The sequence below is a fragment of the Nakamurella flavida genome, from assembly GCF_030811475.1.
Lineage (GTDB): Bacteria > Actinomycetota > Actinomycetes > Mycobacteriales > Nakamurellaceae > Nakamurella > Nakamurella flavida.
The window spans coordinates 3,130,089-3,143,261 of sequence record NZ_JAUSQV010000001.1; the positions used below are offsets into that span (position 1 = coordinate 3,130,089).

A 13,173-nucleotide genomic window follows, 5' to 3' on the forward strand; every position below is an offset into this window, starting at 1 on the left:
AGGGTCGGGAAGAGCGCGGGTGGGGCGGGGCGGCGGGTGCGGATCAGCCCGCGGCGTCGACGCGGTCCCAGGCCTGCTGCAGGCGGGTCCGGGCGCGGGACAGGGCGGCGGCGGCCCCGCCCCGGGAGATCTCCAGGACGGCGGCCAGGTCGTCGCCGGACAACCCGTCCCAGGCGGACAGCAGCAGGATGCGCTGGTCCCGGGGGGACAGGTCGGCCATCACCCGGCGGAGGTCGTCGCCGCCGTCGGACCACTGCGGGGTCTCCGGATCGCCGTCGTCGGGGACGACGGCCAGCGGTGTCGGGCGGGCCTTGCGGTGATGGTTGGCCACGACGAACCCGGCGGTGCGGTAGAGCCACGGGAGCTCGGCGCCGGCCGGGATGTCCGCCCGTCGCCGCCAGGCCACGGTCAGGACATCGGCGGTGAGATCCTCGACGTCGCTGCGGTCGGCCCGACGGGCGACGAAGCGGTGCACGGCCACGGCATGGGCGTCGAACAGCCGGGTGAACCACTGCTCGTCACGGGCGGTCACCTCGTCCACCCCTGTACGCCGTCCACCTCTGCACCGACCATCACAGCGCACCCCGTTCGTCGTCCTGCCGTCACCACCACCCTGTCTGTGTGGTGGACCGGGCCGGTGTTGCAGGGCTGCGCGATGTTCCGTGGTGTGCCGGGTGGCGCCGAGGGGCGCTGTCGGGTTCCGTCGGCTCGGCCGGACGGGCTCAGCGGGTGTCCCACGCTCCCGGGAGTGCCGCGAACGAGGTGACCGGCCCGGGGAGTTCGCCGTCGCGGATCTGCTGGAGGGTGACGGTGTCGAGCACGCTGCGCAGGGCGGCCCGGGCGGCGATCCACACCTCCGTCAGGTGTTCCGCGCAGCCGTCGTAGGCGATGTCGTTGGGGCGCTGCCCGCGCACGTTGACCAGCGGACCGTCGATGGCCCGCATGATCTCGCCGACGGTGATCAGTTCCGGGCCGCGGGCCAGGGAGAACCCGCCGCCGTTGCCGCGGTGGCTGTCCACCAGGCCGTTGCGCCGCATGGTGGCCATCACGGTCTCCAGGAACTTGCGCGGGAGGCCGTGCGCGGTCGCGATGGTCTGGACGCTGACCTGACCCGGCCAGGCGGCGGCGATGTGCAGCATCGCGTGGACGGCGTAGTCGGAGCGGGCGGTGACGTGCATGTCAGGGGTCCACGGTCCAGCCACTCGGAGGGGCGCAGGGCGACGCGGCTCCGGATCGGAACCGCCGCCAGGGTAGCGCGGGGCGGTCGGGTCGGCGTGCGGTCGGCACCGGTCAGCCGGTGACCTCGGCGTCCGCCTCGTCCTGCAACAGCGGAGCCCGGTCCGAGAGCCGTTGCGGCAGGGGGTTCCTGGGCTCGCGGTCGTGGCTGTCCGGGCCGCCCTGGTGGGTGAGGGCGACCACCACGCTGTCCCCGGCGAACCGGCCCGACCCGCCGACCGGCTCCTGCGTACTGACCACCCAGCGACCGGAGGACCGGAGCTCGGTCAACGGCGGGTGGGGGCCGGCCAGGGCGAGGCGGAAGTGGTGGTCGGCGGCCTGCCGGAGGGCCGCGGAGACGAGCATCCCGGACAGGTCGGGGACGGTGATCGCGTCCGGCGGTGTCCCGGCCGGCTCGAACCGCGTGGACTGTCGACCTCGACCCATCGGGACCTCCCGGAACGTATGGCTGATGGTCGCAGGCTAGGCCGATCCCCGCTGTCCCGGAACGGGCTTCTCGGTGGGCGAACAGCGGCGGCCGGTTCGCTCAGTTGTTCTCGATGACCTGCGTCTCGCAGCCGGACGCGTCGCACGAGGAGTTGCTGACCGAGCTGTGGCCACCGCCGGTGTTCCGGGAGACGTTGACGTGGTCACCGTTCCCGTCCACGAACTGCTGGTCGGTCGCGCCGGCCGGGAACTGCATGTCCATGAACCCGCTCGGGTCCGAGGTGACGGTGCCGGTGGTGGACGACGGGGTGAAGTCGCTGTCGGCGGAAAGGGGCGCGCCGGGGGTCGGGGTCGGCATGCCGATCGGCGCCCCGGTCGTCACGACGACGTTCGGCGTGCCGGTGACCGCCGGACCGGCGTCGGCGCCGCCCGGGCCGCAGGCGGTGAGCGCGACCAGGACGGCACCCAGGCCGGCGGTGCTCAGCGCGGTCCGGGCCACCGACCAGCGGCGGGGGGCGGGGGTGGGCAGGACGGACTGAGTCTGGATCATCGGAAGTCCCTGGGGGGCGGGGGCCGGCTCGTCGCGGTCCCGGTGGGCGTCCGGGCGGATCACCCGGTGCTGGTTCCCAGGTTAGGAATCGCGCTGTCGGGTCGGCGTCTGCCGATCGGCCGCATCCGGCGCGCCCGGCGTAGGCCGCAGGAGGTACCCCGAAGGAGAACGACAGCGGGGCGGGCACCCCGGTGGTGTGTCGTCCGGCAGCAACGGCGCCACCGCGGGGTCCGACCGCGGTCGGTGCGGACCCGGTGGCACCGGCGTGCCGGGGTCAGCGGACCTTGTCGATCGTCCGATTGCCGATCGAGATGTCCACGGTGGCCGGCAGGTTCGGCTGGTCCATGGCCTGCCGGACGTGGCCGATGGTCTCGTCCTCGATGCGTCGGCGCACGGCGGTCGGGTCGGCGTCCCGGTTGAGCGTCACGTCGACCACGAGCTCGGGGGCGGTCGGATCGCCGATGAGCCGGGCGGCGGCGCTCTGCACCCCGGTGAACGACTCGATCTCGCGCTCGGTCGCCGCGGTCAGCGCGCCGGCGGCCAGGGTGGTGGTGCCGTGCGCCCGGTCACCCGGGAGCACGACGTCCCCGGACCGGTCCGTGGAGAAGAGCACGGCGATCAACCAGCGCACCACCAGGAGCAGGACGACCAGGCTGACCACCCCCACCACGGGCCAGAACCAGGTGCGGTTGTCGTCGACGAACGCGCCGACCAGGTCGTCGTCAACGTGACCGTGGACGACGTGCACGTCGAACCGGACGCCCCGACCCGCAGGCGCTGACGTGCTGATCCGCCCGACCGAGCTGGACGCGCTGGTGAGCGGCGACATCGACCTGGCGTTCCGGCGCTGGGACCGACCGCGGCTGCGGGTGGGCACCCGGATGCGGACGAAGGTCGGTCTGGTCGAGGTGACGGAGGTGGAAACCGTCCCGCTGCGGTCGATCACCGCGCGGGACGCCCACCGGGCCGGCGCGGCGACCCGCGCCGACCTGCTGGGCCGGCTCGCCGACCACCCCGAGCGCCCGGTCTTCCGCATCGGCCTGCGCTTCGCGGGCGCCGACCCGCGGATCGCGTTGCGGCAGGACGCGGCGCTGACCGAGGACGAACGCTCGACCCTGCTCGCCCGGCTGGACCGGTAGGACACCACCTCCACCTTCGGGGCCTGGACCCGGCCCACGCTGCGGCTCATCGCCGAGCACCCCGCCGTCCGCGCCCCCGACCTCGCCGCCCGACTCGGCCGCCCCACGGCGGACTTCAAGCGCGACGTGCGGCGGCTCAAGGAGCTGGGCCTGACGCAGTCGCTGGACGTCGGCTATCTGCTGGCGCCCCGGGGTCGCGCGCTGCTCGGCCTGCCCGCCGTGTCCACACCGGGCCCCGAGATCGAGATCGCCGTCTCTGACGGTGATGTCGACGTCGCCGAGCTCACCGCGCTGTACGACGCCGTCGGCTGGACCGCCTACACCCGCGACCCCGCCGGTCTCCTCGCCGCGGTCACGGGATCGTCCCGGGTCGTGCTGGCGCGCCGGGGTGCGGCCCTCGTGGGGTTGGCCCGGGTGATCACCGACGGGGCCAGCATCTGCTACCTGCAGGACCTGCTCGTGCATCCCGACGACCAGCGGACCGGCATCGGCGGTCGGCTGGTCCGGGCCGTCCTCGAGCCCTACGCGCACGTCCGGCAGACCGTCCTGCTCACCGACGACGATCCCGCGGTGGGGATGTTCTACCGCGCACTGGGTTTCGCCGAGACGCGCGAGCACGGCGACGGCACCCTGCGGGCGTTCGTCCGGGTGCTGCCGCCCTCCTGATCCGACACCGTCGGGCGCGGGGGAGAATGGGGTCCGTGACGACACCCGCCCCGCAGAGTCCCGCCGCCGCCCGCCCCACCCGACCGGCCAAGCCGGTCCTGGAGGACGTCCTCGCGCAGCGGTACGCCTCCCCGGAGATGGTGGCGATCTGGGCGCCGGAGAACAAGATCGTCGCCGAGCGACGGCTGTGGCTGGCCGTGCTGCGGGCCCAGGGCCGGGCCGGGCTGACGGTGGACCCGCAGGTGCTGGCCGACTACGAGGCCGTGATCGAGCAGGTCGACCTCGGTTCCATTGCCGCGCGCGAGCGGGTCACCAAGCACGACGTCAAGGCGCGCATCGAGGAGTTCAACGCGCTCGCCGGGCACGAGCAGATCCACAAGGGCATGACCAGCCGGGATCTCACCGAGAACATCGAGCAGATGCAGATCCGGGCCTCGCTCACCCTGCTGCGGGGCCGGTCGCTCGCGGTGCTCGACCGGCTCGCCGCGCGGGCCGCGCAGTACAGGGACACCGTGATGGCCGGCCGGTCGCACAACGTCCCCGCGCAGGCCACCACCCTGGGCAAGCGGTTCGCCTCGGCGGCCGACGAGATGCTGCAGGCCCACCACCGGCTCACCGATCTGCTGGCCCGGTACCCGATGCGGGGCGTCAAGGGTCCGGTCGGCACGGCACAGGACATGGACGACCTGCTCGGTTCCGCCGCGGCCGTGGCCACCCTGGAGGCCGAGGTCGTCGCCGAGCTGGGTGGCGGCACCGTGCTCACCTCCGTCGGTCAGATCTACCCGCGGTCGCTCGACCACGACGTGCTCTCCGCGCTGGTCCAGCTGGCCGCGGCGCCGGCCTCGCTGTCCACCACGCTGCGGCTGATGGCCGGGGCGGAGCTGGCCACCGAGGGCTTCCAGCCCGGGCAGGTCGGCTCGTCGGCCATGCCGCACAAGATGAACGCCCGGTCCTGCGAACGGGTCTGCGGGCTGGCCGTCGTCCTGCGCGGCTACGCCTCGATGGCCGCCGAGATGGCCGGGGCGCAGTGGAACGAGGGTGACGTCTTCTGCTCGGTGATCCGCCGGGTCGCCCTCCCCGACGCGTTCTTCGCCCTCGACGGGTTGATCGAGACGTTCCTGACGATCCTGCGCGACCTCGGTGCCTACCCGGCCGTCATCGCGCGGGAGCTGGAGCGGTACCTGCCGTTCCTGGCCACCACCAAGGTGCTGATGGCCGCGGTGCGCTCCGGGGTGGGCCGGGAGGTGGCGCACGAGGCGATCAAGGAGCACGCGGTCGCGGTGGCCCTGGAGATGCGGGAGCAGGGCCGCACCGACAACGACCTGGTCGACCGGTTGGCGGGCGATGCCCGGCTCCCGCTGGACCGGGACGCCCTCGTCGCGCTGCTGGCCGACCCGCTGTCGTTCACCGGTCTGGCCGGCAGCCAGGTCGACGCGGTGGTCGCGCAGATCTCCGAGCTCACCGCACAGGACCCGGCGGCGGCCGCCTACCGGCCCGGCGCCATCCTCTGACCCGCTCCCGGGACCAGGCTTGCCTTCACGGACCGGGGCAGGTTAGCCTTACCTTGGTTGAGGCCGCCAGGGTCGGATGAGCTCCCGCGGCGGGGACGAGGATCGACTTCTCCGTCCGACACCCGTGACGCCACCGACATCCGGTGCGCGGCTGCGGGCCTCACCGAGGTCGGTGGACGTGCCGCGGCGGGTGCGTCCACCGACCGACCAAGCCCCCGCGCCCGGCCCGGCCGATAGGCTGCCCGCGTGTCGAACCCGGTGCTGTCGGACTACCGTCACCTCTCCTCCGGCAAGGTCCGTGAGCTGTACGAGGTGGACGACGAGCTGCTCCTCATGGTGGCCAGTGACCGGATCAGCGCGTACGACCACGTGCTGGACACCCCCATCCCCGACAAGGGCCGCATCCTCACCGCGATGAGCGTGTTCTGGTTCGAGCTGCTCGCCGGCCTCGTGCCCGGCCACGTGGTGGCCGTCGAGGACCAGCGCATCCCCGCCGAGGTCCGCGGTCGGGCCCTGCTGGTCCGGCGGTTGGACATGGTGCAGGTGGAGTGCGTGGCGCGCGGGTACCTGACCGGATCGGGACTGGCGGACTACCGGCGGACCGGGGCGGTGTGCGGGATCGAGCTGCCGGCCGGGCTGGACGAGGCGTCCTGGCTGCCCGAGCCGATCTTCACCCCGGCCAGCAAGGCCCCCCTGGGCTCCCACGACGAGAACGTCACCTACCAGGCCGTGGTCGACGAGGTCGGTGCCGAGCGCGCCGAACAGCTCCGGGCCCTGACCCTCGCGCTCTACACCCGGGCGGCCGAGCACGCCGCCGGCCGCGGACTGCTGCTGGCCGACACCAAGGTCGAGTTCGGGCTGCGGGGCGACACCCTGGTGCTGGGTGACGAGGTGCTCACCCCGGACTCGTCCCGCTTCTGGCCGGCCGACGGATACGCGCCGGGTCGGGTGCAACCCTCGTTCGACAAGCAGTACGTCCGCGACTGGTTGACCTCCCCGGACTCCGGCTGGGACCGCGCCGCCGACGGCCCGCCGCCGCCCCTGCCCGCGGAGGTGGCCGTGGCCACCCGCGACCGGTACGTGGAGGCCTACGAGCGGATCTCCGGTTCGTCGTTCGCCGACTGGATCGGCTGAGGGGTCAGCGGGCGCGGTGCCGGCGCACTGCGGCGCGGTTGGCGCAGCGCACCGAGCAGTACTGCTGACGCCCGTTGCGGGTGACATCGACGACCACGCTGCGGCAGGGATCGCCGGGGTCCCTCCCGGCCCGGCAGCGGCCCAGCCGGTGCATGCCCCGGGTGACCAGGTGCAGCGCGGTCCCCACGCCGATCACCGCGGCCAGGATGCCGGGCAGGTCCTGACCCTCGTCCCGGTAGTGCAGGTGCCAGCCCTCCCCGTCGTGGTTGGTCATCCGCGGATAGGCCGTCACCGCCGCCATCTGCAGGTTCAGCTCCGCCGCCCGCACGTCCGGGTCGGGTGCGTCGACGACGCGGAGCCAGCTGTCGATCACGGTCCGAGCACCCGGGTGGTCGTACGGGGCCACCGGGAACGGGTTGGTCATCCCGAACTCCCGGGCGCGCCGGACGACACCGTCGCGGTCGCCGGGCCAGTCGTTGGCCAGGGAGGCGGCCAGCAGCACGGCGTACTCCCCGTAAGGGTTGAGATGCACAAGGGCATTACAGCACGGTGGGGGCATGACCGAACCCGACCTCCTGGATCCCCCCGTCTCCGCCCTCCGCCCGACCCCCCACGAACACGCCTGGACGACCGACTCGATCCACCGGGTCGTCGCCGGCTGGGTGCTGTACGTGCGGTGCGGATGCGGCGCCCGTCGGGTCGACACCCGTGCCGCCCCGGACGCCCCGCCCGTCGCCGCCAGCCGGACCGTGCCGGCCCGGTGGGCGCCGTCGACGACCTAGCCGAAGCCCCACACCGGCCGCGCTACCGTGACCGCGTCGGCCATCGGGGCCGGTCGGAGGGAGCGTCGTGGCCGGAGCGACCCCGACGGCCCCCGGGCAGACCGGACGGCTGCGGTCGGCGGCCGGTCAGGCGGGTCGGCAGGTCCACCGGAGCGCGACCTTCCACCGCTTCGTCGCCGTCGGGCTGTGCGCCTACGGCGTCGTCCATCTGACCATCGCGTGGATCGCGGTCCGGGTCGCGTGGATGGGCTACCGCGGGTCGGACACGCAGACCGGCGCGCTCACCGATCTGGCGTCGACCGGCTTCGGCGAGTTCTCCCTCTGGTTCGCCGCGGTCGGGTTGTTCGCCCTGGTCGTCTGGCAGGTCTTCGAGGCGATCTGGCGCCGGCAGACCGGCGAGCGGCCGTGGCGGGCGTGGGCCGGGCGGGCCGGTTCGATCATCAGTGCCGGGTCGTACCTGTACCTCGGCGTCAGCGCCGTCGGTGTCGCCCTGGATGGCCGGGCCCTTCGCTACGGCCGCGTCCGCGAGCACCGCGACCTGCTGACCCCAGCCATGGTCGCCGCGCTGGTCACCGTCATCGGAGTGGTCCTGCTGGTCATCGCCGGTCGGGCCGTCTGGCGGGGCTGGACCCGCGGCTTTCTGGAGGACCTGCGTCCGGGAGTGGGGCGCTGGGTGGTCGTCCTCGGCGTCGCCGGCTACATCGGCAAGGGCCTGGCGTTCGGCCTCATCGGTTTCCTGATGATCGTCACGGTGGTGCAGGGGCACCGCCCGCACCACCCGGGCCTGGATGCGGTGCTGCGGCTGATCGACCTCTCCCCGGCCTCCGAGGCCCTGCTCGCCCTGAAGGCCGCCGCCATCGGTGCGTTCGGCGTGTACTGCTTCGTGTGGGCGGTGGAGCGCCGGAGATGACGGTCGGCGCCACCGGGTCCGTGACGACCCGCCGTCCCGATCAGCCGCGCAGGGACTCCGTGAGCCGGGCGAACCCCGCGTCCAGCGGGACCTGCGGCACCCAGTCCAACGCCTGCCGCGTCCGCCGCTGGTCGAACCAGTGCGCGGTGCCGAGCTGCTCGGCGAGGAACCGGGTGAGCGGCGGGGTGTCCCGGCGACGCAGCACCGTCCAGGCCGCCTCGACGACGGTGCCGGCCACCCGGGCCAACGGCAGCGGCACCGACCGGGCGGGGACCGGGACCCCGGCGGCCAGGCAGATCCGGTCGAGGATCTCGCCGACCGGACGCGGCTCGCCGTTGGAGACGACGAACGCCTCGCCGTGCACGGGGCCGCAGGCGTCGAGCGCCGCGACCATCGCGTCGGCGGCGTTGTCGACGTAGGTGGTGTCGATCAGGGCGGCTCCGGTGCCGATGATCGGGAGTCCGCCGCGGGCGGCGCGCTGCACGATGCGGCCGACCAGCTGCGTGTCGCCCGGGCCCCACACCAGGTGCGGCCGGACGCTGATGACGGCGAGGTCGGGGGAGTCCGCCGCGAGGGCGAGCTGCTCGGCGCGGGCCTTGGAACGGGAGTAGTGGCTGCCGGCGGTCGCCGGGTCGGCGGGCTGGGCGCCCACCCCGACCAGGGGCTCGCCGGCGTGCGCAACCGACGGGGAAGACACGTTCACCAGCCGCCCGACCCCGGCGGTACGGCAGGCGTCCACCACGGTGGCGGTGCCCTCGACGTTGACCCGGTGGTACTCGGCGGCCGCGCCGACCACGTCCACCTTGGCCGCCATGTGCAGCACGGCGTCCTGACCGGCCACGGCCCGGGCGACCGCCGCGGGATCGGTGAGCGATCCCAGCACCTCGCGACAGTCGAGCCCGGCGGGGTTCCGCTGCAGCACGGTGACCTGGTCACCGCGGGCGATCAGCCGGTGCGCGGTGGCCCGGCCCATCATCCCGCTGGCCCCGGTGAGCAGGACCTTCATCCGCCCGCGACCGTCATCCGCCGGCCAGCTCGTCGGCGGCCCAGCGGGCCAGGGCCGAGCGGTCGATCTTGGAGTTGTGCCGGATGTCCACGGGCAGGGACTCGCGGCGCAGCACGGCGGCCACCGGGACTCCGGCGGCGGCCCGCACCCGGTTGGCCAGGCCCGTCCCGACCCGCAGCTCGCCGGGCCCGGACAGCACCACGACGACCTGCTGGGTGCCGGCCGGCCCGACACCCACGACCGCGGCCGGGGTGCCCTCGTCACCGACCTCGAGCTCGACGCGCTGCTCGATGCCGACCGGGGTCACGGGGCCGTCCGGGCCGGTGATGACATGGACGAACCGCCCCTGCACCCAGAGTCGACCCTGCTCGTCGAGCATCCCGACGTCGCCGGTGCGGTGCCAGCCCGGGTGGGCGGCCGCGAGCTGGTCGGTGAACCACAGCGCGTCGTAGCTGTCCTTGACGTGGGCGGCCCGCACCCAGATCTCCCCGGTGATCCCGGGCCGGTCGGTCAACTCGGTGGTGGAGACGCCGTCGGCGTCCAGCGGCGTGATGCGCACCTGCACCCCGGCCAGCGGGTGCCCGACGCAGACCCCGTCACCGCGGCCGGCGGCGTCGATGCCGGCCAGCGAGATGTCCGCGACCGGGAGGGCCTCGGTCATCCCGTACGGCGTGTGGGGATCGGCGTGCGGCAGCAGGTCGGCCAGGGCGTGCAGCACGTCGGCGGGCACCGGCGCTCCCGCACTCATCAGCAGCCGCACCCTGGCCAGGGCGTGGCGCTGACGGCGGTTGGCCAGCTCGGCGGTGGCCAGCACGTTGCGCAGCGCGGCGGGGGAGGCGAAGACGACGGTGGCGTCGATCGCCCGCGCCGCGTCGCCCAGGGCCCGCGCGGTGAGCGACCCCGGCTTGGTCACGTCGGTGGCGGGCACGGCCGAGCGGACCCCCAGCGCCGGCCCGTAGAGGGCGAACGGCGCGAACGCGGCGACCATCCGGTCGTCCGCGGTGAGCCCGTAGGTGCTGCGGATGAGCGCGAGCTGGGCCCGGAGCTGCCGGTGCCGGTATAGCACGCCCTTGGCCGGGCCGGTGGCGCCGGAGGTGAACAGGACGGCGGCCTCGGCATCGAGCTCGGGCTCGATCGGGTCCACCGGGTGCAGGTCCCCGTAGTGCTCCAGCCCGGGCAGGGTCCAGCTGACGGACCCGGCTCGGCGCACGACGCCGGACGGCTCGCGGACGCTGATCCGGGTGCCGGGCAGACCCATCGGGGCGGCGGCGAGCAGGCCGGGGGTGTCGGCGATGAGGTGGTCGATGCGGGCGCTGCGCAGCGCCCGGGCCATCCCCCGCAGGCCGAGCCCCTTGTCGGCGACGACGACGACGCCGCCGGCCCGCCAGACCGCGTACAGGGCGACGGTCAGCTCGATCGACGGCGGCACGAGCAGGGCGACCCGGTCACCGGTACGCAGACCGTGGCCGCGCAGACCGGCGGCGATCCGGGTGACCCGGGTGTGCAGCTCGCGCCAGGTGATGGAGCGGCCGCCGACCTCGGTGACGGCGGGTTCGTCGTCCTCGCGCCGGGCCTCCAGCCGGTCGAAGACCGACGGGGCGTCGGAGGGCAGCGCGGCGGGGATCTCCGGAGCACCGTCGAGCAGGCCGCTCACCCAGCTCACCGTGGCGTCGACGTACTGCGGGGCGTCCTCGGCGAGCAGATGGCCGGCGGTCTCGAAGCGGTGCAGCTGCGCCTGGGGCAGCCGGTCGAGTAGGTCGCGCAGGTGCTCCTCGCGGAACACCGGGTCCTTCGGCCCCCACAGCAGCAGGGCCGGTACGTCCAGGTCGCGGGTGCCCTCGGCGATGACGTCCAGGGTGGGCCGGCTCGGGTGGTCGGCGGCGAACGGCACGTCGGCGACGAACTCACCGACCGCGGCCCGCTGGGCGGGGGAGCGGTACGGCGCCGCGAAGGCGTCCCGGACGTCCTTGGGGGCCCACGGGCGGACCAGCGACGTGGTGGCCCGGACGAAGAGCGGGGTGGCCACGCAGGCCACCGCGTTCACGGCGGGGACGTGGGCGAGCCGGATGAGCGGGGGCCCGGCCGAGGTGCCCGGCTGGTGGACCGCGGTGTTGGTCAGTACGACCCCGGCCAGCAGTTCGGGGTGCTCCCGGGCCCAGCCCAGGGAGACGATGCCGCCCCAGTCATGGGCGACGGTGACGACGGGGCCGCGCAGGCGCAGCGCCTCGGTCAGCGCCCCGAGGTCGGCGACCCGGTCGGCGAGCACCCGGGGGCCGTCGAGCCGTTCGGACCAGCCCATGCCGAGCTGGTCCGGGGCGACGACCCGCCAGGTCGACGGGGCCTGCTCGACGAGCCGGCGCCAGAGGTAACTCCAGGTCGGGTTGCCGTGCACGCACAGCAGGGTGACCTCGGGGACGTCCGGGACGGGTCGGTCGGCCCAGCTGTCCAGGACGTGGAACGTGCGCTCAGCGCCCTTCGCACCGCCATCACTGCCGTCACCGACCCGTGCCCGGACCAGTCGCGACCACGCCGGGTCGAGCCCGGGCAGGCCGGCGGGCGGCCGGGAGGCGGAACGGGCGCGGAGGTGCCCGATCACCACACGATCTCGGCGAAGGAGGCGTTGAGGCCGGACCCGATGCCCATCAGCAGCACGCGGTCGCCCTGGGTGAGCTCGTCGGCCACCGTGGCCAGGGTGAACGGGATCGCCGCCGGCCCCATGTTGCCGCGGGTCGGGAAGGTCAGCGGGGCCTTGTCGGCGTCCAGGCCGAGCGCGTCGATGATCGACTTGGTGTGCACGTTGCTGACCTGGTGCATGACGTACCGGTCCATGCCGCCGTCCCAGCCGAAGTCGGCGGCCGACTCCTCCCACAGTGCGGTGGAGAGCTCCATGCCGGCCGTCATCAGGCCGGTGCTGTCGGTGCGCATGTCGTCCATGTCGCCGACGCAGAGCATGTGGTGCTCGCTGCCGGCGCGGGTGGCGCCACCGAGGAAGCGGTGCCCCTCGGGGTGCAGATCGGCCCGGCCGAGGACCATCGCGGCGGCGCCGGAACCCAGGGTGAGCGAGGCGAACTGGGCGAAGACCTCGCGGGCGTCGCCGTCGCCCTCCTGCAGGCGGCGGATGGTCGACTCGTGCATCTCGCGGGCGTCCTCGCCGTTGACCACGAGCGCGTAGTCGATCTGCCCGCTCTCGATCATCGCGGCGGCCAGCTGCATGCCGTTGACGAAGCCGAGGCACGCGTTGGTGACGTCGAAGTTCTGGCACGAGCTGGGCAGGCCGAGGGCGTGGTGCACGGCGACCGCGGTGGACGGCTCCAGGTGCGCGCGACTGACCGAAGTGTTGACCATCAGGCCGATCTGCGAGGGGTTGACGCCCGCCTCGGCCATCGCCTTGGCGCCCGCCATGGCGGCGCCGTCGGCGTAGGTGGTGCCCGGCTCCCACCAGCGCCGCTCGGCGATGCCGGCCAGGCGCTGCATCATCCCGGGGCGCAGGCTCACGCGGGTGTAGACGTCGGCGAGGCGCTCGTCGATCTCGGCGGAGGTGACCACGCGCGGGGCGTCGATGGCACACACGGCGAGCACGGTGGTGTTGGCGAACCGATGGATGGCATTGCCGGCCATGCAGATCCTCTCGAGGACAGAGACAGGAGGACTTCTGCGTCGGCCGGTGTGCACGACGAGTCCGGGGACCCACCGCCGTCTCTGGGGCAAGTCGGTGTCCACGGTAACGGGCGCGACGGCGGGCGTCGGCGTGGCGGGTGCCGCGAGTGGCACCGGTCACGTCGCCGGGGGCTGTTCGGGCGGTGTTCACCCGGC

15 protein-coding genes are annotated in these 13,173 nt (G+C 74.1%); 6 read left to right on the forward strand and 9 right to left on the reverse strand.

Going from position 1 to position 13,173, the window contains the following annotated elements:
- Window positions 1-43: 43 nt before the first annotated feature.
- From J2S58_RS13790 to J2S58_RS13810, 5 genes are all read right to left on the reverse strand, one after another.
- The gene (locus J2S58_RS13790) at window positions 44-532 is read right to left on the reverse strand and encodes an RNA polymerase sigma factor (protein WP_205257707.1); all 489 of its coding nucleotides are present in this window, start codon (window positions 530-532) and stop codon (window positions 44-46) included.
- Between the two features lie 190 nt (window positions 533-722).
- Window positions 723-1,178, reverse strand: a complete 456-nt coding sequence (locus tag J2S58_RS13795; protein WP_205257708.1) for an RrF2 family transcriptional regulator — start codon at window positions 1,176-1,178, stop codon at window positions 723-725.
- Window positions 1,179-1,290: 112 nt separating this feature from the next.
- Window positions 1,291-1,662: a hypothetical protein gene (locus J2S58_RS13800; protein WP_205257709.1), complete on the reverse strand. Its 372-nt coding sequence runs from the start codon at window positions 1,660-1,662 to the stop codon at window positions 1,291-1,293.
- Window positions 1,663-1,762: 100 nt separating this feature from the next.
- A complete protein-coding gene (locus J2S58_RS13805) occupies window positions 1,763-2,212 on the reverse strand; it encodes a hypothetical protein (RefSeq protein WP_205257710.1) in 450 nt (149 codons plus the stop codon).
- A 274-nt stretch (window positions 2,213-2,486) separates the two neighbouring features.
- Window positions 2,487-2,960: a hypothetical protein gene (locus J2S58_RS13810; protein WP_205257711.1), complete on the reverse strand. Its 474-nt coding sequence runs from the start codon at window positions 2,958-2,960 to the stop codon at window positions 2,487-2,489.
- Window positions 2,961-2,994: 34 nt separating this feature from the next.
- Between J2S58_RS13810 and J2S58_RS13815 the strand changes: the two genes are divergently transcribed.
- The 4 genes from J2S58_RS13815 (at window position 2,995) to J2S58_RS13830 (ending at window position 6,662) form a co-directional block, all read left to right on the forward strand.
- Complete coding sequence (locus J2S58_RS13815; RefSeq protein ID WP_205257712.1) at window positions 2,995-3,351, forward strand: ASCH domain-containing protein; 357 nt, start codon at window positions 2,995-2,997, stop codon at window positions 3,349-3,351.
- A 126-nt stretch (window positions 3,352-3,477) separates the two neighbouring features.
- Window positions 3,478-4,017 (forward strand): GNAT family N-acetyltransferase, encoded by a 540-nt coding sequence (locus J2S58_RS13820; RefSeq protein WP_306828604.1) that lies wholly within the window; start codon window positions 3,478-3,480, stop codon window positions 4,015-4,017.
- A gap of 98 nt (window positions 4,018-4,115) precedes the next feature.
- On the forward strand, window positions 4,116-5,528 hold the full coding sequence (gene purB / locus J2S58_RS13825; protein WP_275889500.1) for an adenylosuccinate lyase: 1,413 nt from the start codon (window positions 4,116-4,118) through the stop codon (window positions 5,526-5,528).
- A 246-nt stretch (window positions 5,529-5,774) separates the two neighbouring features.
- Window positions 5,775-6,662, forward strand: a complete 888-nt coding sequence (locus J2S58_RS13830; RefSeq protein WP_306828608.1) for a phosphoribosylaminoimidazolesuccinocarboxamide synthase — start codon at window positions 5,775-5,777, stop codon at window positions 6,660-6,662.
- Between the two features lie 4 nt (window positions 6,663-6,666).
- Here the strand turns inward: J2S58_RS13830 and J2S58_RS13835 are convergent, their stop codons facing one another.
- Complete coding sequence (locus J2S58_RS13835) at window positions 6,667-7,194, reverse strand: CGNR zinc finger domain-containing protein (RefSeq protein WP_205257714.1); 528 nt, start codon at window positions 7,192-7,194, stop codon at window positions 6,667-6,669.
- 25 nt (window positions 7,195-7,219) lie between these two features.
- Here J2S58_RS13835 and J2S58_RS13840 point away from each other — a divergent pair, with 25 nt between their 5' ends.
- Window positions 7,220-7,444 (forward strand): hypothetical protein, encoded by a 225-nt coding sequence (locus tag J2S58_RS13840; protein WP_205257715.1) that lies wholly within the window; start codon window positions 7,220-7,222, stop codon window positions 7,442-7,444.
- Between the two features lie 67 nt (window positions 7,445-7,511).
- A complete protein-coding gene (locus tag J2S58_RS13845; RefSeq protein WP_205257716.1) occupies window positions 7,512-8,354 on the forward strand; it encodes a DUF1206 domain-containing protein in 843 nt (280 codons plus the stop codon).
- A 40-nt stretch (window positions 8,355-8,394) separates the two neighbouring features.
- On the opposite strand, the gene J2S58_RS13850 is transcribed toward J2S58_RS13845, so the two are convergent.
- From J2S58_RS13850 to J2S58_RS13860, 3 genes are read right to left on the reverse strand one after another with little or no spacing between them, the layout of a single operon-like run.
- A complete protein-coding gene (locus tag J2S58_RS13850; RefSeq protein WP_205257717.1) occupies window positions 8,395-9,360 on the reverse strand; it encodes an NAD-dependent epimerase/dehydratase family protein in 966 nt (321 codons plus the stop codon).
- A 13-nt stretch (window positions 9,361-9,373) separates the two neighbouring features.
- Window positions 9,374-11,956: an alpha/beta fold hydrolase gene (locus J2S58_RS13855; protein WP_306828612.1), complete on the reverse strand. Its 2,583-nt coding sequence runs from the start codon at window positions 11,954-11,956 to the stop codon at window positions 9,374-9,376.
- The gene (locus tag J2S58_RS13860) at window positions 11,953-12,978 is read right to left on the reverse strand and encodes a 3-oxoacyl-ACP synthase III (RefSeq protein ID WP_205257719.1); all 1,026 of its coding nucleotides are present in this window, start codon (window positions 12,976-12,978) and stop codon (window positions 11,953-11,955) included. Before J2S58_RS13860 ends, J2S58_RS13855 begins: the two co-directional genes overlap by 4 nt.
- Between the last annotated feature and the right edge of the window lie 195 nt (window positions 12,979-13,173).